The sequence below is a fragment of the Bradyrhizobium sp. Ec3.3 genome (assembly GCF_000472925.1).
Lineage (GTDB): Bacteria > Pseudomonadota > Alphaproteobacteria > Rhizobiales > Xanthobacteraceae > Bradyrhizobium.
On record NZ_AXAS01000002.1, the window covers coordinates 279,727 to 303,260 of the forward strand.

Below are 23,534 nucleotides of genomic sequence, written 5' to 3' on the forward strand. Positions count from 1 at the left end.
CCCGTTAAGCCACGCATGGCTCCGACGCGTGCGCTGCATCCGAGTTCGGTTAGCCTTCATTCAAGAACCGTGAGCCTCGTGCCAACGAGCTACCGGCAAATAATGACGACAAGAATGACGACTAAAGGGAGGAGAGCAATGTTGAAAGGCAGTGTGGGACTCATCGCGCTGAGCAGCCTGTTGCTTTCGGGCGCAGCCATGGCTCAGGAGAAGATCAAGGTCGGCGTCACCGCAACCCTCGAAGGCACCTACACCGTGCTCGGCGAGGACGGCATCCGCGGCCATCAGACCGCGCTCAACGTGCTCGGCAAGAAGGTCGGCGACAAGGAACTCGAATTCATCATCGCCTCGACCGATGCAACGCCCGACTCCGCCGTGCGCGCCGTGCGCAAGCTCATCGAGCAAGACAAGGTGCAGATCCTGCTCTCGCCGCTGTCCGGCGACGAAGGCATCGCCGTGAAGAACTTCGCCAAAACCCATCCGGAGCTGACCTTCATCAACGCGGCCTCGGGCGCCCAGGAAACCACCTTTGTCGATCCCGCGCCGAACTTCTTCCGCTACAACATGGACGGCGCGCAGTGGCAGGTCGGCCTCGGCAAATACGCCTATGAGAACAAGGGCTATCGCAAGATCGCGACGGTCGGCGAGGACTACTCCTTCATCTACACGCAGGTGTTCGGGCTGGTGCTCGAATTCTGCGGCATGGGCGGACAGGTCACCAATCGGCAATGGGTACCGCTCGGCACCAAGGACTTTGCCTCGGTCATTGCCGCACTGCCCGACGATGTCGATGCGATCTATCTGGGCTTGGGCGGCGCCGACGCCGTCAACTTCCTCAACCAGTACCAGCAGGCCGGCGGCAAGGCGCATCTGATGGGCGGCTCGATCATGATCGACCAGACCATCCTGTCCTCCAAGGGCAACGCCAAGAACGCACTGATCGGCACGCTGGCGGCGAGCGGACAGGCTGACACCTGGGAGGATCCCGGCTGGCAGAAGTTCGTGAAGGATTATCAGGACGCCTTCCCGCCGAACAAGCGCTTCCCGAGCCCGTCGCTGCTCGCGACCAACTATTACGGCTCGACCATGGCGCTGATCCTTGGCCTGCGCGCCGTCAACGGCGACCTCTCCAACAACCAGGAGAAGTTCAAGGCAGCGCTCGCCAAGCTCGAGATCGACGCGCCGAACGGCAAGATCAAGCTCGACTCCAACCGCCAGGCAATCGGCACCAACTTCGTGACCGAGGTCGTCGATGACGGCAAGGGCGCGCTGTTCTCGAAGGTCGTGAAAGTGATCCCGAATGTGAACCAGACCCTCGGCTACGATCCGGCGGTGTTCGCCAAGATCGGACTGCCGAGCCGTTCAGTACCGGAATGTAAGAAGTACTGACGCAATCACGTTCGCAACTGCGGCGACCGGGGAGCGATTTGCGAGGCGCGGATCTCACCGCCCTTGCAATCTCTCCCCGGTTGTTGAACGCTAACGGCAAAACAACAGAACATCGGGAGGGGATGGCATGAGCCGGGCGCTCGCCGTCTTCCACGGCCGGTTCGGTCGGGCGACGGTCTATCAGTTGAACCGCCCTTTCAACATCCACGCGCATCGCGAGGGTCATCTGATCTTCCATGTCGGCGGCATGCCCGCGTGCATCGACGTTTGCGACGGCCGCTTCCAGCTCAATGAAACTTCCGTTGTCGCCGTCAACCCCTGGGAACCGCACAATTTCCTGCCCTCCGATCTCGACGCCGGCGCGATCTTCTTCGTGCTCTACGTCAACGCCGAGTGGTTCGCGCCCGATGCGCCCGGCGCCGACCGGCTGCGTTTCGGCCGCACCCAATTCAAGCGCACGCCGGCGCTCGATAAGCACATCCGCAGGACCGCGGCGCTGGTGTGCGGCGCGCCCTCGCTCTCGAGCCTCGACTCCGAGCTCAGGCGACTGATCGACATCTGCTACGACGAAAGCTGGCAGCAGGCCGAGATCGCCCGCGATACCCGCGCGGCCGGCGCCGTTACCGATTTTCGCGTGCGCAAATGCATCAAGCTGATGTCCGAAAGTCCGGGCGCCGAGATGGAGCTCGACACCATCGCTCGTGAATCCGGCCTGTCGCGGCCGCATTTCTACCGCCTGTTCCGCACCCAGACCGGCGTGACCCCGCATCTCTATCTCAACACGCTGATCATGGAGCAGGCGCTGGAGGCGCTGGTCGCGAGCGAAGCGCCGATCGCCGATATCGGCTTCGATCTCGGCTTCTCCTCGCAGAGTGGTTTCACCCGCTTCTTCGCTGCCAATGTCGGCATGGCCCCGACCGATTATCGCCGCGCAGCCAAGGTTTTGCGCGCATAAAGCCGCGCGCGAAAAGATACTCTCGATCAAACACCCTCCTCGCCTCCTCGCTAGGATACACGGAACGCGATCCCGAAAGAGGATCGCGAACCCAGGGAGATGCACGTCCATGGCAGGGCTAGCAGCCGGTGACGGTCTGCCTGCCCCCTCTCCCCGCCTGCGGGGAGAGGGTTGGGGCGAGGGGGAGCCTCCGCGAGGTCGGTGGCGGTTGGACCCGTGGTCCCCTCCCCTCACCCCGAATTTGCGCGTTGCGCAAATTCCGACCTCTCCCCGCGAGCGGGGCGAGGTGAAGAGCGAGCGGCCATCATGACCCGCTTTGTCGAACGCCATCCCGCCTGGGCGCTGATCGTCATCATCGCGATTGCGCTCGCGCTATGGCTGATCTTCGCGGTCTGGCCGCCGGGGCTGGAAGAGGCGATCGGCCGCAAGCGGGTGTTCCTCAACGCCGTCTTCAACGGCATCACGCTCGGCGGGCTGTACTTCCTGGTCGCGAGCGGCTTCACGCTGATCTTCGGCCTGATGCGCAACGTCAATCTCGCGCACGGCTCGCTCTATCTGTTCGGCGGCTATGTCGGCTACGCCATCAGCGCCTCGACCGGCTCGTGGATTCTGAGCTTCATCATCGCCTTCATCCTGACAGCGCTGGTCGGCATCCTGCTCCAGGTCATCGTCTTCCGCCGCATGGAGGGCCAGGACCTGCGCCAGACCATGGTGACGATCGGGCTCTCGATCGTGTTTGCCGACCTGATGCTGTGGGCCGCCGGCGGCGACTTCTACCAGATCCCGACCCCGAGCTGGCTGATCGGCCCCATCGAGCTGCCGCTGATCACGGCGCTCAAATCCTCGGGTGAGCCGGTCTATCTGCGCTATCCGCTGGTGCGGCTCGTGATCTTCGCGGCGTCCGTGGTGATCGGGATCGCGATGTGGCTGGCGCTCAACCGCACGCGGATCGGCATGATCATCCGCGCCGGGGTCGATGACCGCGACATCCTCGCCGCGACCGGCGTACGCATCCAGGTCGTGTTCGTACTGGTGTTTGCGCTGGGCGCCGGACTCGCCGGCATTGCCGGCGTCGTCGGCGGCACGTTTCAATCGCTCTCGCCGGGCGAGGACATCCGCTTCCTGCTCGCCTCGCTCGTGGTCGTGATCGTCGGCGGCATGGGCTCAATCCCGGGCGCCGCCCTCGGCGCCCTAATCATCGGCCTCGCCGAGCAGCTCGGCTCGGTCTACATCCCGACCTATGCGATCGTCGTGACCTTCCTGATCATGGTGCTGGTGCTGGCACTCCGGCCGCAAGGCCTGCTCGCGAGGCGCTGACATGTCGCTCACCCACGACGCACGCGTTCCCGTTCGCACCGCCTCCGGCGTGCAGCGGCCCGCGTTGCGTGGCTGGCCGGAGATCGACAATCCCGCCGCCTGGATCGTCGCGATCGTCCTTTTGATCATGCCGCTGATCGCCAACGGCTTCTTCCTGATCGAGATCTTTGCGACCACGCTGATCCTCGGCACCATCGCGCTGAGCCTGATGTTCCTCGCTGGCTATGGCGGCATGGTCAGCCTGATGCAGCTCACCGTGGCGGGCTTTGCCGCCTACATGGTCGCGGTGTTCGGCACCAGCGACAACGCCAATATCAGCCTGGGCTGGCCGTGGTGGCTTGCGGTCCCCATGGCGCTCGCGCTCGCCACCGCGTTCGGCTCGCTCGGCGGCGCGCTCGCGGTGCGGACCGAGGGCATCTACACCATCATGATCACGCTCGCGATCGGCGCGGCGTTCTACTACTTCACCAACCAGAACTGGGCGATCTTCAACGGCCACACCGGCATCAACAACGTCGGCACGCCGCGCTTCTGGGGCGTCAACTGGCGCGCCGATATTCCCTTCTATTACATCGTGCTCGGCGTCGCCGCGCTCTGCTACTTCGCGGTCGAATACATCTCGCGGGCGCCGTTCGGTCTGGCCCTGCAAGGCGTGCGCGATAATCCGCGCCGCATGGCGGCGCTCGGCTTCAACGTCAATGCCCATCGCGTCGCCGCCTACGCGTTTGCGTCCTTCGTCGCGGCGCTTGCCGGCGTGCTGCAGGTCTGGAACTACCGGCAGATCTCGCCCGGCTCGGTCAGCGTCGGCGCCTGCATCGACATTCTCATCATTGCGATCGTCGGCGGCATCACGCGGCCTATCGGCCCTTACATCGGCGCGCTGATCTTCGTGCTGCTGCGCACCTTCGCGCTCGACTTCCTGGTCAAGATCGGGCTCGACGGCAACCGTTTCCGGCTGCTGATCGGGCTCGGCTTCCTCGCCATCGTGTTCTGGTCGTCGGATGGCGTCATCGGACTCTGGCAGCGCTGGCGCGAGCGACTGAGCACGCCTCGTTCAAGCGGAGGCCGCGGTCATGGATAGCGTCGCCCATCGCCTCTCGGCCGTCGGCGCCGGCGCCGCGCTTGAGCTACGCGGCGTGACGCGGCTGTTCGGCGCGCTCGCGGCGCTGACCGACGTCACCATCACCGTCCGCCCCGGCGAGCGGCGCGCGGTGCTCGGCTCCAACGGCGCCGGCAAGACTACGCTGTTCAACTGCATCACCGGCGACTTCCCGCTCTCCTCCGGCACCATCCGTTTCTTCGGCGAGGACATTACGCACTTCCCGCCCTATGAGCGCATCCGCCGCGGCCTGCGCCGAACCTACCAGATCTCTGCGCTATTCCCCGGCCTCACCGTGCAGGACAACGTCTACCTCGCCTGCCGCGGCGTCTCGCGCGGACGCTTCTCGCTCCTGCGGCCAGGCCAGAACGACGCGCTGATGCATGCCGCCGAAAATCTCGTGCAGGCGGTGCATCTGACAAACGTCAGGGATCAGCGTGTCGCCGAGCTCGCGCATGGCCAGCAGCGTCAGCTCGAGATCGCGCTGGCGCTGGCCGGCGCCCCGCGCTTCGTGCTGTTCGACGAGCCGGCCGCGGGCCTCTCGCCGGCCGAGCGGCTGGAACTGATCGAGATCCTGACGTCGTTGCCTGCCCATATCGGCTACATCATCATCGAGCACGACATGGACGTGGCGCTGCGCGTCGTCGAGAGCGTCACGATGATGCACAACGGCCGCATCTTCAAGGAAGGCCTGCCGCAGGAGATCCAGTCCGACCCCGAGGTCCAGGAGCTCTATCTCGGAGGCGGTCATGAATGAGCTCCGTCGCTCCGCGCCCGCGCTCGAGGTGAAAGGCCTCGACGTCTATTACGGCCATTCGCATGCGCTGCAAGGCGTCGAGCTCTCGCTCGACGCTGGCGTGTTCTCCGTTGTGGGGCGCAACGGCATGGGCAAGACCACGCTGTGCAAGGCGATCATGGGGCTGGTGCCCGTGAGCGGCGGCTCGATCCGCATTCGCGGCGAAGACATCACGCGGCGACCACCGGCGCACATCGCGCGGCTCGGCGTCGGCTATGTGCCGCAGGGACGCCGCCTCTGGCGCTCGCTCAGCGTGGACGAGCATTTGCAGCTTGCCGGCGGCATCCGCAGCGGCGCCTGGACCGTCGAGCGCATCTACGACACGTTTCCGCGGCTCGCCGAGCGCAAGGGCCATGGCGGCGGCCAGCTGTCGGGCGGCGAACAGCAGATGCTCGCGATCTCGCGCGCGCTCCTTACCAATCCGCAGCTCCTGATCATGGACGAGCCGACCGAGGGCCTCGCGCCGGTCATCGTCGCCCAGGTCGAGGAGATGCTGCTTCGTCTCGGCGAGGACGGCGATATGTCCGTGCTCGTGATCGAGCAGAACATCGGCGTTGCCACCGCGATCTCGCGCAACGTCGCGATCATGGTCAACGGCCGGATCAACCGCATCATCGATTCGGTTCGCCTTGCCGCCGACCGCGATTTGCAACAGCGTCTGCTTGGCGTTGGGATTCATGCCGAGCTTACGCCGGACATCGATGTTCCAGCGACCGGTTCTGATGGAAAAGCTGCACCGCAGCCCACGCGTCCGAGCGGTCCGATCCGCATCTACATCTCCAACCCGACCTTGCCGACGCGCTGGTCGCAGCCGGTGCCGATCGCCCGCATCGAGGCCGCAGCGCGCACACTCTCCACTCAGATCGCGCGGCTCGACGAAACCGCGCGGCGCAAGCGCGAGCCGGTCGCGGCGCAAACCTCCGGCCCGCCCGTCGTGCTGGTCGTCGGCACGCTCGACACCAAGGGCACGGAACTGCGCTTCATCCGAGACATCATCGCGGAAAGCGGCCTGCGCACGCGCCTCGTCGACGTCTCCACCAGCGGCAGGCACACGAGCTGCGACGTCTCCGCGCAGGAGATCGCGCTGAACCACGGCCGCGGCGGATTGGCCGTGTTTGGCCCCGACCGCGGTGTCGCCGTGACAGCGATGGCCGATGCATTCGCAAACTGGCTGCGCCGCCAGGGCAACGTCGCCGGCGTCATCTCGGCCGGCGGCTCGGGTGCGGCCTCGCTCGTTGCACCGGGGATGCGGGCCCTCCCCGTCGGCGTGCCGAAGCTGATCATCTCCTCGGTCGCCTCCGGCGACGTCGGCCCCTATGTCGGGCCGGTTGACATCACCATGATGTATTCGGTCACCGACGTGCAGGGCCTCAACTCGATCTCGCGCGCCGTGCTGGCCAACGGCGCCAACGCGCTTGCCGGCATGGTCAAGGCACGTCTCGACCAGCGCGAGGCGAAGGAGCGCGCCGCGAGCGCAAGCCAGCCCGCGATCGGCATCACCATGTTCGGCGTCACCACGCCGGCGGTGCAGAAGATCGCGGCCGACCTGCGCGATGATTTCGAATGCCTTGTCTTCCACGCCACCGGCGTCGGCGGACGCTCGATGGAGAAGCTGGTCGAGTCAGGCCAGCTCGCCGGCGTCATCGATCTCACGACGACGGAAGTCTGCGATCTCCTGATGGGCGGCGTATTTCCGGCGACCGAGGATCGCTTCGGCGCGATCATCCGCAGCCGCGTCCCCTATCTCGGCTCCGTGGGTGCACTCGACATGGTCAATTTCGGCGCGCCCGACACCATCCCGGAGCGCTATCGCGGTCGCAAATTCCACGTCCACAATCCGCAGGTCACATTGATGCGGACCACCGTGGAGGAGAACGAGCGCATGGGGCGGTGGGTCGGCGAGCGGCTCAACCAGATGGACGGGCCGGTGCGCTTCTTCCTCCCTGAGGGGGGCGTCTCCGCGCTCGATGCGCAGGGACGACCGTTCTGGGATCCCGAGGCCGATGCCGCGCTGTTCCGTGCACTCGAGCGCACGGTGCGGCAGACGAGCAATCGCCAGCTCTTCCGCGTCAAGAACAACATCAACGATCCCGAGTTCGCCTCCACGATTGTCAGTGCGTTCAAGACCCTGTTCGGACGCACCGGGGCGCGCCGGAGAATGGCGAGGTGACCGATGGCCAGGTTTGAACGGGCTGCACTGCTGAAGCGATTTCGCGAGATGGCAAAGCGCGGCGAGCCGATCGTCGGCGGCGGGGCCGGCACGGGTCTCTCCGCCAAGTGCGAAGAGGCCGGCGGTGTCGACCTCATCGTCATTTACAATTCCGGCCGCTATCGCATGGCCGGTCGCGGGTCGCTTGCGGGCCTGATGGCCTACGGCGATGCCAACGCCATCGTGCTGGAAATGGCGAGCGAAGTCCTGCCCGTGGTCAGCAAGACACCGGTGCTCGCCGGCGTCAACGGCACCGATCCGTTCCGCGACATGGACGTCTTCCTCGACCAGTTGAAGGCTCTCGGCTTCGCCGGCGTACAGAACTTTCCGACGGTCGGGCTGATCGACGGGATCTTCCGCGCCAATCTGGAGGAGACCGGCATGTCCTACGCGCTGGAAATAGACATGATTGCGAAGGCGCGCGAGAAGGACATGCTGACGACGCCTTACGTCTTCAGCGAGAAGGAAGCCGCCGCGATGGCGATCGCCGGCGCCGACATCATCGTCTGTCACCTCGGGCTCACGACCGGCGGCACGATTGGCGCGCAGACCGCGCCGAAGCTTGCCGATTGCCCGGCGCATATCGACACCTGGGCCTCAGCCGCGCTCAGCGTCAACCCCGACATTCTGGTGCTCGCCCATGGCGGTCCGATCGCGGATCCCGCGGACGCCGATTTCATCATGAGGAACACCCGCTATTGCCACGGCTTCTACGGAGCCTCCTCGATGGAGCGCCTGCCCGTGGAGCGGGCAATGACGGACCAGGTACGCAAATTCAAGGCGATCGGCGCGCGCTAACGCCGAAACGTTCGAGGGAGGGAAAGATGTCGGGGATTCTAGTCGGTGAATTGATCCTCTGGCTGATCGTCGCGATCGTCGTGATCGTGGTTGGCGTCTACATCGTGAACTGGCTGTACCATCGCTCGTCAAAGGAAGTCTCGTTCGTCCGGACCGGCTTCCTCGGCGAACGCGTGGTGATCAACGGCGGCGCTTTCGTGCTGCCTTTCATCCACGACTACACGCCGGTCAACATGAACGTGCTGCCGATGGGCATCATACGTTCCAGGCAGGACGCCGTGATCACCCGTGACCGCATGCGCGTCGACATCGAGGCGGACTTTTACGTCCGCGTGCAGCCGACCCGCGAAGCCGTCTCGATTGCGGCCGCTACCCTCGGCCGCCGCACCATGGAGCCGGAGCAGCTCCACGCCCTGCTGGCCGGCAAGTTCATCTCCGCGATCCGTTCGGTTGCTTCCGAGATGACCATGGAGGAGATGCACGAGCGGCGCGGCGACTACGTCGCACGCGTCAAGACCAATGCAGCCGAAGCCCTCGCCCAGAACGGCCTCGAACTCGAGTCGGTCGCGATCACCGATCTCGACCAGACTGACCTCGAATTCTTCAATCCCTCGAACCGCTTCGACGCCGAAGGCTTGACGAGGCTGATGGAGGACATCGAGGCCAAGCGCAAGCTGCGCAACGACATCGAGCAGGACTCGATGATCAAGATCCGCTCCCGCAACCTGGAGGCCGAGCGGCAGGCGCTCGAGATCGAGCGCGAAAGCGAGACCGCGCGCCTCGAGCAGGAACGCGACATCGAGATGCGCCGCGCGCTTCAGCGCACCGAGGTCGCCCGCGAGCGCGCACTGCGCGAGACCGAGGCCGAGCAGGCGCAGATTTCTGCGCGCGAAGCCATCGAGAAGGCCCGCATTGCCAACGATCAGGCCATTGCCGAGGCCCGTATCGCCTCCGAGCGCGAGACCCGCCAGAAGGAGATCGAGCGGACCCGGACCATCGAAGAGAAGGAGCTGCTCGCCCGCGAGGAGGTCGAGAAGACCCGGATCGCCAACCAGCGCTCGATCGATACGACGCGTATCGCATCCGAACGCGAGGTCCGCCAGCGCGAGATCGAACGGATGCGCACCGTCGAGGAAGCCGAGCTCGCCGCACGCGAAGCGATCGAGAAGGCCCGCATCCAGCAGGATCGGGTGGTGACCGACGCCCGCATCGCCAACGAGGAAGAGACAAGGCGCCGCGAGATCGAGCGTACCCGCGCCGTCGATGAGGCCGAAATCGCGGCACGCGAGGCCACTGAAAAGGCCCGCATCGCCCAGACCATGATCGTCAATGTCGAGCGCATTTCCTCCGACGAACGCACCCGCGCGTTGGAAATCCAGCAGGTGCGTACCATCCAGGAGGCCGAGATCGAGGCTCAGCGCGCGGTCGAAGCCGCCCGCATTGCCCGCGAACGGACGCTCGCGGCAGAGCGTATCGCCGCCGAGCAGAACACGCGGCAATTGGAAATCGATCGCAACCAGACCTTGGATATCGCCGGCGTCACGGCACGCGAAGCGACGGAGGCGGCGCGCATCGCCCAGGAGGAGCGCGTCCGCTCGCTGGAGATCGCCCGCAACCGCGCTGTCGAGGAAGCCGACATCGCCTCCCGCGAGGCGATCGAGGCCGCGCGTATCGCGCAGGAGAAAACGGTTGCCGCCGAGCGCATCCAGGCCGAGCGTGAGACCCGCGCGCTCGAAATCGAGCGGACCGGCATCTTGGAGGCGGCCGAGCTGAAGCGGCGCGACGCCATCGAGCGCCAGCGCATCGGCGTCGACCTTGCACTCGAAGCCGAGCGGATCAACTCCTCCAAGAAGCGCGAGGTGCTCAATATCGAGCAGAAGAAGGCGGTCGAGATCGCGGACGAGGACCGCGTCATCGCGCTATCGACCAAGAAGTCCGAGCGCATCGATGCCGACCGCCAGGTCAGGCAGGCCGAGATCGTCGCGCGCAAGGAGGTCGAAACCACGGACGTCTCGCGCGAACAGGCGCTGGAAGCCGCGCGTATCGAGCGGCGTCGCGCGATCGAGCAGCTCGAGGTCGCGCGCGTGCAATCTTTGCAGGAAGCCGAGATCGCCTCCCGCGAGGAAGTCGAGCGTGCTCGCATCGCCTCCGACCGTGGTCTGGACGAAGCCCGCATCGGCCGCGAGCGCGAGCTGCGCAAGCTCGAAGTCAATCGCGAGAAAGAAGTCGAGACCGTCCTGATGGAGAAGGCAATCGCCATCCATCAGAAGTCTCTGGAAGAGTCCGCCGCGCGCGCCGCCGCCGAGGAAGCGCGCATGCGCGCGACCGAAGCCGCCGAGCGTGTTGTCACAGCCCGCGAGAGCGAGATCGCCAAGCGCCGTAAGACGGTCGAGGTGCTGCTCGCCGAGAAGCAGGCCGAGGAGACGCGCATTGCCGCCGAAGCCGAGCGTGTTCGCGCGGCCGTCGAAGCCGAGGCGCAGCGGATGCTGAACGAGGCCGAGAATGTGCTGACCGATCAGGCGCGCTACTCGTTGTTCCGCAGAAAGCTGCTCGACCGCATCGAGGGCATCGTGCGCGAGAGCGTCAAGCCGATGGAGAAGATCGAGGGCATCCGCATTCTCCAGGTCGACGGCCTCAACGGCGCCGGCCATGGCGGTGGCAATGGTGGCCGCAGCGCCACCGACGAGGTGATCGACTCGGCGCTGCGCTACCGCGTCCAGGCACCGCTGATCGACTCCATCCTGTCCGACATCGGCGTCGAAGGCGGCAGCCTCGCCAAGATGCCGGGCCTGATCCGCGAGGCCCGCGACATGCAGGGCATCAAGGATTCGACACGCAAAGGCGGCGGCGACAAGCCGGCCGCCTCGCCTACGCCTTCCGCCGAGGGCGAACCGCCGGTCGGGCGCGGCCCGCGCAAGAAGAGTTGAGGTCTAGATCATGGCCCGCGTCTACGTCTCAACCGTCGTCAATGCACGCAACGACCGCGTTTGGGCGCGGGTGCGCGACTTCAATGGCATGCCAAACTGGCATCCGGCAATCGCCGAGAGCCGCATCGAGGGCGGCGAGCCCTCCGACAAGATCGGCTGCGTCAGGGATTTCCGCCTGCGCAACGGCGACCGCATCCGCGAGAAGCTACTCGGCCTCTCCGACTACGACATGTTCTGCACTTATTCGATCCTGGAATCCCCCATGGGCGTCGAGAACTATGTCGCGACGCTGCGGCTCACGCCGGTCACCGACGGCGACCAGACCTTCATGGAGTGGACCGCCGAATTCGACTGCGCTCCGGAGCGGGAAAGCGAGCTCGTCAACAATATCGGCGGTGGCGTGTTCCAGGGCGGGTTCGATGCCCTGAAGCGCGTGTTTGGAGGTTGAGCCGTGCCCCACATCGTCAAGAGCACGATCCTGGACGCGCCGACCGACGCGGCATGGGCCGTGCTGCGGGATTTCAATGGCCATGACCACTGGCACCCGGCGGTCGCGACCTCCTCGATCGAGCGCGCGCACCCCTCCGACAAGATCGGCTGCATCAGGCGATTCAAGCTGCAGGACGGCTCGGAGCTGCGCGAGCAGTTGCTGGCGCTCTCAGATCTCGAACAGACTTTTAGTTACTGCCTGCTCGATACTCCCATTCCCATGTTCAACTACGTAGCCCATGTACGCCTGCTGCCGGTCACCGATGGCGACCGCACGTTCTGGCACTGGGAATCGCGCTTCACGACGAAGCCCGAGGACGCAGCCCGCATCACCCACATGGTCGCCGAAGACATTTACCAGGCCGGCTTCGAGGCCATCCGCCGGCATCTGAATGAGGCCGCGTAATCATGTCTGTGACGGTGAAGACCTTTACGAGCTCCAGCGAAGCGGCCGCGGCCCTGTCGTCGGACCGTAGCGCGCGCTACCTTGGCGGCGGCACGCTCGTGATGCGCGCATTGAACGAAGGCGATATCTCGATCTCGACCGTCGTCCGCGCCAATGATCAGGCATTGTCCCGGATCGACGCATCCGGCCCGCGCATCACGCTCGGCGCGGGCGTGACCTTTGCGAGGATCCTGGCGGAGCGCGATCTCGCCTTCCTGCACGCCCCTGCCCGCTCGATCGGCGGGCCTGCGGTTCGCAACATGGGGACGGTCGGCGGCAATCTGTTCGCACCCAGTCCATACGGCGACTTCACGGTCGCCCTGCTTGCGCTCGATGCCACTGTCGCCGTGCAAGGCGGTTTTGGCGCACGCGATATCCCGATCGAAGAATTCCTGCAATCGCGCGAACGGCAGGCTGGCACGCTGGTGCTGTCCGTGTCATGCACCCGGCCGGCGAGCGCTGACGCATTCCGCTATCGCAAGGTCGCCCGTATCAAGCCCAAGGGCGGTTCCGTCATCACGCTCGCGGCGCATCTGCCGATCAGCGGTGGCCGAATTGCCGGCGCCAGAATCGCGCTCGGCTCGATGGCACCGACGCAGATCCGCGCGCGCGCCGCCGAACGCGCACTGGAGGGCCGTTCGCTCGACGCCCCCTCGATCGCAGCTGCAGCGTCCGCCGCGAGCGAGGGGACATCGCCATCCGACAATGCACTCGGCAGCGCCTGGTATCGCCGCGAGATCGTCGGCGTGCATCTGCGTCGCCTTCTCTCGGGTCAGGAATAGACGTCATGTCCAAGACCCCGCTGCAATTTCGTCACAACGGCCGCGACGTCGCTATCTTCGTCGATGGCGGCACCAATCTGCTGGTCGCGCTGCGCGAGCTGATCGGCGACATGACACCGAAATTCGGTTGCGGCCAGGGCGGTTGCGGCACCTGCAGCGTGCTGGTTGACGGCGAGCTTCATCTCTCCTGCCTGACGCTGGCGGAGACCGTCGCCGGCCGTTCCGTCGAGACGCTCGACAGCTTGAAGCAAGGTCCAAACCTGCATCCGCTGCAACGCGCTTTCGCCGACAATTTCGCGGCCCAGTGCGGCTATTGCACGCCGGGCATGCTGATGGCCGCAAAGGCCCTGCTCGACCGTAATCCGCAGCCGAGCCGCGCCGAGATCGTGGAAGCCATCTCCGGCAACATCTGCCGCTGCACCGGCTACGAGCCGATCATCAACGCGATCCTCGCCGCCTCGGGTGGCCGGGCCAGCGCCTGAGGACATTTGCCATGCTGGAATTGCGCAAGGACATCTTCGCCGACGAGCGCGACGACAATCTCAAGGAGATCGGCAAGGGCACGCAGCGCCAGGACATGCTCGGCCACGTCACGGGCACCTCTACCTATTTCGGCGATCACAAATTGCAGGGCATGCTGCATCTGAAGGTCGTCCGCTCGAGCCATGCCCACGCGCGGCTGCGCCGCATCGATACGAGCGACGCGGAGCGTTCGCAGGGCGTACGCCGGGTCATCCGCGGCGCCGACGTGCCGCGCAATCTCAATACGCTGCTCAGCCTGATCAATTTCGGCAAGGACGACGAGCCGTCGCTTGCGGTCGACAAGGTCCGTTACAACGGCGAGCCAATCGTCGCCATCGTCGCGGATAGCGAGCGCGAGGCCTTCGAGGCCATCGCAAAAGTGCGCATCGACTACGAGCCGCTACCGACCGTGTTCGACGTCGAGGACGCGCTGAAGCCCGGTGCGCCCGTGGTCAACGAGACCTATCCGAAGAACACTTTCACCTATCACGACGTCTATGATCATCAGAAGCTCCGCTTCGGCGATGCGGACGCGGCGCTCGCGACAGCCGATCACGTGCTGGAGCAGCGCTACCAGATGTCGCCGATCGAGCATGCGCCGACCGAGACCAACGGCGCGATCGCGGCGCCCGACACCAACGGCCGCTACGTCGTCTATACCTCGACCCAAGCGCTGTTCTTTTCGGTCGATACCTGCGCGAAGATTTTGGACGTGCCCTCCAACACCTTCCACTTCATCGGCGGCACCGTCGGCGGCGGCTTTGGCGGCAAGGTGGATACGTTGACCGAACCGCTCGCCATCCTCGGCGCGATGCTGACCGGGCGTCCCGTGCGCTACGTGTTCGGGCGCGAGGAGGAGATGCAATATGGCCCGCCGCGCGGCGCCGAGCGCATTTACATCAAGGATGGCGTGATGCGCGACGGCCGTATCGTCGCGCGAAAAATCCGCGCCTATTTCGACAGCGGCGCCTATACGCGGCTCTCCAGCTACGCCGCCGTGAAATGCGCCGCGCACCTTCCGGGCCCATACACTATCCCGAACGTATATGGCGACGTCTACTGCATCTTCACCAACCGCACGCCGGCGACAGCGATGCGCGGCTTCGGCGTCACCGCGATGGACTTTGCCATCGAATGCCAGATGGACAAGCTGGCGCATCTCGTCGGCATGGACCCTATGGAGTTCCGCATCCTCAACGCCTATCGCGACGGCGATATGAAGGCGCATCGACGCGAGGCGAAGAATACGGCGCTGATCGAATGTGTGCAGGTCGCAGCCGAAAAGGCCAAATGGCCGATCCGCGAGGAGTTCAGGCGAGCGTCCTCGCGCAAGGACGGCGGCGGCAGCCGCGCAGCCATTCCGCCGACGCCGACAGAATCACGCGCGCGGCCGGCCGCACCGACGCAGCAGCGCACGACCTATGACCGGCTTCCGCCCACGGTGACCCGCGAGCCGCCGCCACCGACACCGCCGCCGCCCTCGCCGCGGCCCGCAGCACCCTCGCACGGAGCCACCCGTTTCTCCTCCGTCTTCGGCACCAGGAGGCGCTAGATGACCAGGCATCGCGGACGCGGCATGGCGTCGATCAACTATCCCATCGGGATGAATCTCGGCGGCGATCCGAGCCAGGCCCTGGTTCATTCCAATCCCAGCGGCAAGTTCACGGTCGCGCTGTCCTCGATCGATCTCGGCCAGGGCATGAAATCCGTGACCCGCCAGATTTGTGCGGAGACGCTCGGCGTCCCGGTCGAGGACGTCTATGTCGACACGGCGGACTCCGACACCGGCCCGCATTGCATGGGCTCGTTCGCCTCGCGCGGCACTCATCGCGTCGGCAACGCCGTGATGGCCGCGGCGCGCGAGGCCCGCGGGGTAATGATGGAGGCCGCCGCCGAGGAGCTCGAGGTCAACGCCGCCGATCTCGAGACCGACGGGCGCGGCAATATCCACGTCAAGGGCGCGCCACACCGCTCGATCTCGACCAAGGACGTCGCCATCGCCGCGCAGTTCAAGCAGGGCAAGACCATCTCCGGCCGCGGCATTTTCCTGGTGCCGCTTTCCGACGTGGACCCTGAAACTGGCGAGATGTCGCCGGCAACCTGCTATGCGCATGCCTGCCTCGTCGCCGAGGTCGAGGTCGACGACGAGACCGGCGAGGTCGCCATGGTGCGCATGGATTCGGCCTATGAACTCGGCCGCGCGCTCAACCCGCGGCTTGTCGAGCAGCAGCTTGTCGGCGGCGCCTGGATGGGTGTCAGCCACGCGCTCTACGAGACGCCGGAACCTTATTATCCGGACCCGGTGCACGGGCCGCGGGATTTCGTCGAATATCTGATGCCCGGGCCAGGTGATATTTGCCCACACGACATCGCCGTACTGGAGCGCCCGGCTCCCGACGGCCCGTTCGGCGCCAAGGGTCCCGGCGAGATGTGCGCCAATCCGGTGCTGCCGGCCGTTGCGAACGCGATCTTCAATGCCGTCGGGGTGCGCATCGACGATCTGCCGATCACGCCCGAAAAAGTGCTGCGCGCGATCAAGGCCCAGGGCGGCGCGCGGCCGCAGGCGCGGCGCTGAGGTTTGTCGTGGCGGTTCGCAGCAACATCGTCGGCATCGACAGCCCCGAAGCGCTGGAGAAGGCGCTGCGCGCGGCCTATTACCTCGCCGACGAGGGGCTTGCGACCGCGGCCTATCTCGGGCTCGCGCTCGGCAAGCCGCTGCTGCTCGAGGGCGCGCCGGGTGTCGGCAAGACCGAGGCCGCCAAAGCGATTGCCGCCGTGTTGGGCCGCCGGCTGATCCGCCTGCAATGTTACGAAGGCATCGACGCGTCCGCCGCGCTCTACGAATGGAACTATCCGCGCCAGATGCTGGCGATCCGCCAGGCCGGCGACGAGAGCATCGACATCTATGGCGAGACGTTCTTGATCGAGCGTCCCATGCTCGCCGCGCTGCGCGCACCTGATTCCACCGTGCTGCTGATCGACGAAATCGATCGCGCCGACCAGGAGTTCGAAGCGTTCCTGCTCGAATTCTTGTCCGACTTCCAGATCTCCATTCCTGAGCGCGGCACTGTTCGCGCAGCGGAACGGCCGGTGGTCGTGCTGACCTCCAACCGCACACGCGACTTGCACGAAGCCTTGCGCCGACGCTGCGTCTATCACTGGATCGACTATCCCACCCCGGAACGCGAAGCGCGCATCGTGATGATGCGGGCTTCCAGCGTCGCCGAGGCGACCGCTCGCGCGGTCGTTGCGGCAGTCGGCAAGCTCCGGCGGGAGCCGCTGAGCAAGGCGCCAGGGATCGCCGAGGCCGTGGACTGGGCCGAGGCCGCGACGTTGCTGCAGAAGGGCGGCGCGCGCTGGCCGGACGCCTTCAAGCGCTCGATCGGCGTTGCGCTCAAGGACGAAGAGGACCTGCACTTCATCTCGCCGCGGCTCGACGCTTTGCTGGCGGAGGCTTCGGCATGAGTACGGAACCGCAATTGCCACGCGCCGCGCGCGTCTTCATCTCCTTCGTCGCGCTTCTGCGCGCCAACGGTTTTGCCGTTGCGCCGGAACAGACCACGTCCTTCCTCGCCGCGATCGAACTGCTTGGCCCGCGCAGCCTCGACGACATCCGGCAGGCGGCATTGGCAACCCTGGCCCCGCCGCCCGAGCGGCGCGCCACCTTCGACCGGCTGTTCGATCTGCACTTCCGCGGCAGCGAGGCGATCGAGCGGACCGATGACGGTGAAGATGACGAGACCGTGCGGCTGCAAGAGGAAGGCCGCGGCGACGAGGAGCCGCTGCGGTCTGATGACACCAGCGAGTCGGGCCTGACTGCTACCCGTGCCGAGGCGCTGGTCGAGCGGCGGTTCGCGGTCACCGCAAGCAGCGATGTACTGCGCCGCCTCGCACGCGAGGCGCCAAGGCGCCTGCCGAAGCGGCGCGGCCATCGCCGCATGCGCGCACGTCGCGGGCCCTTCGCCGATCTGCGCCGGACCTTGCGCGACACGGTCCGCAGCGATGGCGAGATCCTGCGGCTCGGACACCTGAAGCGGCGGCAGCGCCCGCGCAAGTTCCTGCTGCTGATCGACGTCTCGGGCTCAATGAAAGCCCGTACCGAGCAGAACATGAAGCTTGCGCATGCGCTGGTGCAGGCCGCGCCCACTATCGAGGTCTTCACCTTCGGCACGCGCCTCACCCGCGTCACCCGGGCATTGCGCATCAAGCGCCGGGAGCAGGCGCTCAATGCCGCCGCTCATCTCGTCAGCGACTGGGACGGCGGCACGCGGATCGGCGACGCGCTGCAAGCCTTCCTCGCCGTGCCACGCTTCGGCGGCTATGCGCGCGGTGCCGCGGTCGTCATCGTCTCCGACGGCCTGGAGCGCGGCGAGCCCGATAGCTTGCGCGACGCAGTCGCAAAATTGTCGCGGCGCGCCTGGCGGCTGAGTTGGCTTACGCCGCTCGCAACGGCTGCCGGTTTCCGTCCGCAAACCGAAGCGTTGGTCGCCATCGAACGCTTCGTCGACGATCTCGTCGACGGCAGTTCGAGCGCGTCGATCGTTGCGCATGTGCTGGCGCTGGGACGAAGGAGAGTGGCGTGACCGGTATTGTCGACGGCCATCACCACATCTGGCGCCAGGCTGATCTGCCATGGCTGACGGGCCCGATGCAGCCGCGCATCTTCGGCCCGTACGAGGCGATCCGGCGCGACTATCCGATCGAAGAATATCTCGACGATCTCAAGGGCACCGGCGTCACCCGCTCCGTCTACGTTCAGACCAACTGGGCCAACGACCGTTTCGAGGATGAGGCCGCCTGGGTGCAGCGGACTGCCGATGAGCACGGCTGGCCGCATGCCATCGTCGCCTATGCCAATTTCGCCGCCGCGGACGTCCGTCCGCAACTCGACCGCCTGGAGCGCTATCCTCTGATGCGCGGCGTGCGCATGCAGCTCCACTGGCACGAGAACCCGCTCTATCGCTTTGCGGCGCGGCCTGATCTCTGCTGCAATCTCATGATCCGCCGCAACATCGCGCGGCTCGCCGATTATGGCTGGAGCTTTGATCTGCAGGTCTTCACACCGCAGATGCCGGATGCAGCGGATCTCGCCGACGCCTGCCCCGACGTCACTTTTATCCTGCAACATGCCGGCATGCCCGAGGATTTGTCTCCCGCGGGCCGCGCCGCCTGGCGCGTCGGCATGGGCCGTCTTGCTGCGTCCCCGAACGTCTACGTCAAGCTTTCAGGGCTCGGCACGTTTATCCACCGCAACGATGCCGCGCATATTGCCACCATTGTCGCCGACACCGTCATGATGTTCGGCGCCGAACGCTGTCTGTTCGGCTCGAACTTCCCGATTGAGAAATTGTGGACCAGCTATCGCGAGCTGGTAGACGCGTTCAGCGCTGCCGCTGCGCCACTGAACGACGCGCAGCGCCAGGCTATTTTCAGGACAACCGCGACGAGCGTCTACCGGCTTGGACCGTAGAGGCAGCAAAGAGAGACAGGGAGGGGAAAGAATGCCGCTGGAGATCAAGATCCTGGACTATGGCGATATCGAGCTGGAATCGAGCTTTCTGGTTCTCGGCCGCGACTGCGGCCGCACCCGGCGCGTCCTCACCCTCGGCTTCCTGATCCTTGGCGGCCCCTATCCGGTCGTCGTCGACACGGGCTACCGCTCCAACCAGATCATGGAAACGCTGGGCATGCGTGGCTTGCAGTATCACGAGCACATGATCGAGAACCAGCTTACGCGCCACGGCGTGCGCATGGGCGACGTCCGCTTCGTCTGTCACACCCATCTGCACATCGACCACGCCGGCAAGGACGATCTGTTCCCGATGAACACGACGGTCGTCGTCAACCGCCGCGAGCTCGAATATTCGGTCTCCGGCCTGATGCACCCGCAATATCCGGCGCCCGACATCAAGCATCTGATCGACCGTCTGCACACCAAGAGCGCGCTGCGCTTCCTCGACCTCGAGATCACCGGTCCCATCGAGCTGATGCCCGGTGTCTATTGCGACGCTGCGAACGCGCACACCGAAGGCTCGATGAACATCATCGTCCACACTGCTGATGGCATCGCGACCATCTGCGGCGACGTGATCTACGATTTCAACGACCAGATCGTCACACCCTTCCACGAGATCCACGACTGGGAGCCGCGCACGACCGGCAATCACGGCACGACCAAGCGCGCCGAGAAGGCGGCGATCAAGAAGCTGCTCAGCAATTCGCGGTACCTGCTGCCGGTGCACGACCGGCCCGCCAAGATCGAAGGCGGCAATGTCGTGGGACGGCTGCATGACCAGGTCCCCGGACCGATCGTGCAGTCGTTGCCGCAGCGTAACTGGTTCCCCGCCTGATATTCCCAAGGGAGCGACCGATGACCCACGTCACCTTGCGTTCCGAATTCGAGACCCTGATCGACCCCTATGCGCCGGTCGGCCAGGTCGGCACGGGTTTTGACTTCACGGAAGGGCCGATCTGGCATCCGGTCGATCACTACCTGCTGTTCTCGGACATGCCGGGCGACGTGCGCCGGCGCTGGGATGCGCGGCGCGGTGTCGTCGAGGTCAAGCGCCCCGCGAACAAGTGCAACGGCATGACCTATGATGCCGAGCTGAACCTGATCGTCTGCGAGCACGCGACGTCGTCGCTGATCCGCGAACGGCCCGATGGCCGGCGCGAGGTGCTGGCCTCGCACTTCCAGGGTCAGGAGCTCAACAGCCCCAACGATGTCTGCGTGCATTCCTCGGGCGCGATCTATTTCTCGGATCCCTGGTATGGCCGCATGCCGGTCTACGGCGTCGAACGGCCGCGGCAGCTCGGCTTCCAGGGCGTCTATCGCGTCATGCCCGGCGGCGAGCCGCAGCTCGTGGTCGAGCGCACCCTGTTTGACCAGCCGAACGGGCTTTGCTTCTCGTCGGACGAGAAGCTGCTCTATGTCAACGATACCGTGCAGGCGCTGATCCGGGTGTTCGATGTCAGCACCGACGGATCGCTCGGCAACGCGCGCGTGTTCGCAAGCGGCATCAAGTCGGAGCTCGAACCCGGCGTGCCCGACGGCATGAAGTGCGATCAGCACGGCAATGTCTGGGTCACTGCGCCGGGCGGTGTCTGGGTCTATTCGCCGAGGGGCGAGTTGCTCGGCAAGGTGCGGGTACCGGAGCTCGTCGCCAACCTCGCTTGGGGCGGGCCAGATTTCCGCACGCTCTATCTCACCGCGACGCATTCGGTCTACGCGATCCCGACCAGAACGGGGCCGCGGCACGAACCCTATATGAGCGGCAAGCGCGGCGGTGCGGGCGCGAGCGCCTCCGCAGCCGCGCCGATCCTGACCGACGGCGAATTGCGGCTCGATCCGCAGCGCTGCGCCATGATCATCCAGGACCTGCAGAACGACGTCGTCATGGAAGGCGGCGCCTTTGCCGAGTCCGGCGCCCCCGTGCATGCGCGCCAGCAGAACGTGATCGAAAACGTGCGTAGGCTTGCGGAAGCCGCGCGCTCCCGCGGTGTTGCCATCATCCATGTCTGGTTCGTGGTCGAGCCCGGCGCGCCCGGCGTCACATTGAACGCGCCGTTGTTCGAGGGGCTGGTCGACAGCAAGGCGATGGTGCGCGGGAGCTGGGGCGCTGCGCCCGTGTCCGGCCTCGAGCCGCGGCCCGGCGATTTCGTGGTCGAGAAGATGCGCATGAGCGCGTGGGAAGGCACGAAGCTCGAGACGGTCCTTAAGGCGACGGGGCGCGACATGATCATCAACACCGGCGCTTGGACCAACATGTCCGTCGAGCACACCGCGCGAACCGGTGCGGACAAGGGCTATTTCATGATCGTGCCGGAGGATTGCTGCTCGACCATGAATGCCGACTGGCACAACGCGTCAGTGAACTTCGCCATGCAGAACGTCGCCGTCGTCACCAAGGCCGAGACCGTCATCAGAGCGCTGGGATGAGCGGTGGCAAAGCTCCTGCACCTGTCCTGCTCGCCGCGCGCCGACTCCGAGTCGAGTGCCGGCGCGCGCGTCTTTCTTGACGGGTTTTGTCAGGTGCACCCGGACTGGGACGTCGACGTGATGGACCTCTGGCGAGAGCGCATGCCGGAGTTCGTCGGCCCGATCGTCGAGGCGAAGTATGCGCGCATGAAGGCGCAGGCCTTTAACGACGCACAGCGGGACAGCTTTGCCGAAGCCGAGCGGATGGCGTTACGCTTTTCGCTCGCCGACCGCGTGCTGATCTCGACGCCGATGTGGAATTTCGGCATCCCCTACAAGCTGAAGCAGTGGTTCGACGTGATCATCCAGCCCGGCCTGACCTTTCGCCTCGATCCATCGCAGGGCTATTTTCCGCTGCTCAAGGACCGCCCCACGCTGGTGATCCTGGCTAGCGGCAGCGATTATTCGACCGGGATGAATCGCGGCCGCCTTGACATGGCCACGCCCTATTTGCGCGAGGCGCTGCGCTTCATCGGCGTGAGCGACGTGCGCTTCGTGCCGATCGGCCCCACGGCGGGACCGGCCGAACCGATCCGCGCCGCGCGCGACAGCGCCCACCGCCGCCTCGCTGAGATGGCGAGGCGGTTCTGACGCTTACGAGCCAGCCCGCGCCTTCCGCGCAGCGATCTGCTGGAGCGCCCAGCGCGCGTTCTTGCGCACGTCGGGATCGGGGTCGTTGGCGACAACGGCGAGATACGCCTCGCCCTCGGGATCGGCGATCTCGCCGAGCGCAGCGGCCGCTTCCTTGCGGAGGTTGGCCTGCTCGTGGTTGATGCCATTGCCGATCGGACGCACCGCGCGCTCGATCTTCATCTTGCCGAGGCTGCGGATGGCCTTGAGCCGGACCTGCCAGAACTGGTCTGCAAGCGTCGCAATGAGCTGGTCGGCGGCGAGCGAACCGTTGACGTTGAGCCCCAGCGTTTCGGCAGCCATCTCCCGGACCATCCAGTCGTCGTCCTTTAGCGCGCGGGTGATCGTCTCCGCGGCCGGCTTCATCTGCGAGAAGGCGAGCGCACTCACCGCGGCGCGGCGTACATGGGCGTCGGGATCGTGGATCAGCGCGGTCAGCGCCGGAATCGACTCTTCGAGCTTCAGGAAGCCGATGACGCCGATCGCCTGCACGCGCACGGCCGCGTCGGTATCCTGGAGCGCTTCCAGCGCCGGCTTCAGCGTGTCCTTGCGGCGCAACTCCTTGAGCGCGCGCAGCGCGCCCATGCGGACGAAGGCGTGGGCATGCCTCACCAGCGGCAGGATGACGTCGGCGCAGGCCGGATCCTTGAACTCGGCCATGCCGTCGGCGGCGGCCGACGCCACGATCCGCTCGGGGTCGACGAGCAGCTTGACGAGCGCGCTCGCCGCCTCCGGCCCGTCGAACTCGCCGAGCGCCATCGCGACCTGCTGGCGCACGCCGGCGTCGGGATCGGACACCATGTTGGCGAGATGACCGACCGCGGCGGGATCGCCGGAATGGCCGAGCGCGATGATGGCCACCCGACGTTCCGCGGGGTCCGCGGCCTGAAGCCGTTCGTCGGCGTCGTCGAGGTCGTCGTAGGATTCGAACGGGCTCGACATGCTCACCTCAAGAGATAGGGAATGTTGACGGTCACCGCGCCAGTCGGGCAATCCGCCTCGCAGGGCATGCAGTACCAGCACTCGTCATAAGCTATATAGGCCTTGCCGGTCATATCGCTGATACGGAGCACATCGAGTGGGCAGACATCGACGCAGACCGTGCAGCCCTTGTCGGCGATGCATTTGGCGTCGTCGACCACCACCGGGACTGAGGTCTCATAGGAAGCGAGAGGCATCGTCAAATCTCCTGTTGTGT

The 23,534-nt window shown here is 65.7% G+C and carries 22 protein-coding genes; 20 read left to right on the top strand and 2 right to left on the bottom strand.

What is annotated here, in order from left to right; genetic code table 11:
* Positions 1-138 precede the first annotated feature (138 nt).
* The 20 genes from YUU_RS0103795 to YUU_RS0103890 all read left to right on the top strand — a co-directional run bounded on the left by YUU_RS0103795 (position 139) and on the right by YUU_RS0103890 (position 22,297).
* A complete protein-coding gene (locus YUU_RS0103795; RefSeq protein WP_027521165.1) occupies positions 139-1,389 on the top strand; it encodes an ABC transporter substrate-binding protein in 1,251 nt (416 codons plus the stop codon).
* Positions 1,390-1,516: 127 nt separating this feature from the next.
* A complete protein-coding gene (locus tag YUU_RS0103800; protein WP_027521166.1) occupies positions 1,517-2,344 on the top strand; it encodes an AraC family transcriptional regulator in 828 nt (275 codons plus the stop codon).
* Between the two features lie 306 nt (positions 2,345-2,650).
* Positions 2,651-3,661 (top strand): branched-chain amino acid ABC transporter permease, encoded by a 1,011-nt coding sequence (locus YUU_RS0103805; RefSeq protein WP_027521167.1) that lies wholly within the window; start codon positions 2,651-2,653, stop codon positions 3,659-3,661.
* Between the two features lies 1 nt (position 3,662).
* Positions 3,663-4,742 (top strand): branched-chain amino acid ABC transporter permease, encoded by a 1,080-nt coding sequence (locus YUU_RS0103810; protein WP_027521168.1) that lies wholly within the window; start codon positions 3,663-3,665, stop codon positions 4,740-4,742.
* Complete coding sequence (locus YUU_RS0103815) at positions 4,735-5,517, top strand: ABC transporter ATP-binding protein (protein WP_027521169.1); 783 nt, start codon at positions 4,735-4,737, stop codon at positions 5,515-5,517. Before YUU_RS0103810 ends, YUU_RS0103815 begins: the two co-directional genes overlap by 8 nt.
* Positions 5,510-7,726 (top strand): ABC transporter permease, encoded by a 2,217-nt coding sequence (locus tag YUU_RS0103820; RefSeq protein WP_027521170.1) that lies wholly within the window; start codon positions 5,510-5,512, stop codon positions 7,724-7,726. Before YUU_RS0103815 ends, YUU_RS0103820 begins: the two co-directional genes overlap by 8 nt.
* A gap of 3 nt (positions 7,727-7,729) precedes the next feature.
* Positions 7,730-8,563: a phosphoenolpyruvate hydrolase family protein gene (locus tag YUU_RS0103825; RefSeq protein WP_027521171.1), complete on the top strand. Its 834-nt coding sequence runs from the start codon at positions 7,730-7,732 to the stop codon at positions 8,561-8,563.
* A gap of 26 nt (positions 8,564-8,589) precedes the next feature.
* Positions 8,590-11,490, top strand: a complete 2,901-nt coding sequence (locus YUU_RS0103830; RefSeq protein ID WP_027521172.1) for a flotillin family protein — start codon at positions 8,590-8,592, stop codon at positions 11,488-11,490.
* A 10-nt stretch (positions 11,491-11,500) separates the two neighbouring features.
* Positions 11,501-11,938: an SRPBCC family protein gene (locus YUU_RS0103835; RefSeq protein ID WP_027521173.1), complete on the top strand. Its 438-nt coding sequence runs from the start codon at positions 11,501-11,503 to the stop codon at positions 11,936-11,938.
* 3 nt (positions 11,939-11,941) lie between these two features.
* Positions 11,942-12,385 carry an SRPBCC family protein gene (locus YUU_RS0103840; protein WP_027521174.1) on the top strand — a complete coding sequence of 148 codons (444 nt, stop codon included), beginning with the start codon at positions 11,942-11,944 and terminating at the stop codon, positions 12,383-12,385.
* A 2-nt stretch (positions 12,386-12,387) separates the two neighbouring features.
* Positions 12,388-13,206 carry a xanthine dehydrogenase family protein subunit M gene (locus YUU_RS0103845; RefSeq protein WP_027521175.1) on the top strand — a complete coding sequence of 273 codons (819 nt, stop codon included), beginning with the start codon at positions 12,388-12,390 and terminating at the stop codon, positions 13,204-13,206.
* 5 nt (positions 13,207-13,211) lie between these two features.
* Entirely contained in the window at positions 13,212-13,688 is a 477-nt protein-coding gene (locus tag YUU_RS0103850) for a (2Fe-2S)-binding protein (RefSeq protein ID WP_027521176.1), read from the top strand.
* Between the two features lie 11 nt (positions 13,689-13,699).
* Positions 13,700-15,280, top strand: coding sequence for a xanthine dehydrogenase family protein molybdopterin-binding subunit (locus YUU_RS0103855; RefSeq protein ID WP_027521177.1), 1,581 nt, complete (start codon positions 13,700-13,702; stop codon positions 15,278-15,280).
* Entirely contained in the window at positions 15,281-16,303 is a 1,023-nt protein-coding gene (locus YUU_RS0103860; protein ID WP_027521178.1) for a xanthine dehydrogenase family protein molybdopterin-binding subunit, read from the top strand. It begins immediately after the preceding gene.
* An 8-nt stretch (positions 16,304-16,311) separates the two neighbouring features.
* A complete protein-coding gene (locus YUU_RS0103865; RefSeq protein ID WP_027521179.1) occupies positions 16,312-17,193 on the top strand; it encodes a MoxR family ATPase in 882 nt (293 codons plus the stop codon).
* Positions 17,190-18,311, top strand: coding sequence for a VWA domain-containing protein (locus YUU_RS0103870; protein WP_027521180.1), 1,122 nt, complete (start codon positions 17,190-17,192; stop codon positions 18,309-18,311). The genes YUU_RS0103865 and YUU_RS0103870 overlap by 4 nt, the downstream gene beginning before the upstream one ends.
* The gene (locus YUU_RS0103875) at positions 18,308-19,198 is read left to right on the top strand and encodes an amidohydrolase (protein ID WP_027521181.1); all 891 of its coding nucleotides are present in this window, start codon (positions 18,308-18,310) and stop codon (positions 19,196-19,198) included. The genes YUU_RS0103870 and YUU_RS0103875 overlap by 4 nt, the downstream gene beginning before the upstream one ends.
* 31 nt (positions 19,199-19,229) lie before the next feature.
* Positions 19,230-20,078, top strand: coding sequence for an MBL fold metallo-hydrolase (locus YUU_RS0103880; protein WP_027521182.1), 849 nt, complete (start codon positions 19,230-19,232; stop codon positions 20,076-20,078).
* 20 nt (positions 20,079-20,098) lie between these two features.
* Positions 20,099-21,667: an isochorismatase family protein gene (locus YUU_RS0103885; RefSeq protein WP_027521183.1), complete on the top strand. Its 1,569-nt coding sequence runs from the start codon at positions 20,099-20,101 to the stop codon at positions 21,665-21,667.
* A 3-nt stretch (positions 21,668-21,670) separates the two neighbouring features.
* A complete protein-coding gene (locus YUU_RS0103890) occupies positions 21,671-22,297 on the top strand; it encodes an FMN-dependent NADH-azoreductase (RefSeq protein ID WP_027521184.1) in 627 nt (208 codons plus the stop codon).
* Positions 22,298-22,300: 3 nt separating this feature from the next.
* Here YUU_RS0103890 and YUU_RS0103895 read toward each other — a convergent pair whose 3' ends face one another.
* Both YUU_RS0103895 and YUU_RS0103900 read right to left on the bottom strand, forming a co-directional pair.
* Complete coding sequence (locus YUU_RS0103895) at positions 22,301-23,278, bottom strand: HEAT repeat domain-containing protein (protein ID WP_027521185.1); 978 nt, start codon at positions 23,276-23,278, stop codon at positions 22,301-22,303.
* Positions 23,279-23,280: 2 nt separating this feature from the next.
* Positions 23,281-23,514, bottom strand: a complete 234-nt coding sequence (locus tag YUU_RS0103900) for a ferredoxin family protein (protein WP_027521186.1) — start codon at positions 23,512-23,514, stop codon at positions 23,281-23,283.
* Positions 23,515-23,534: the final 20 nt, after the last annotated feature.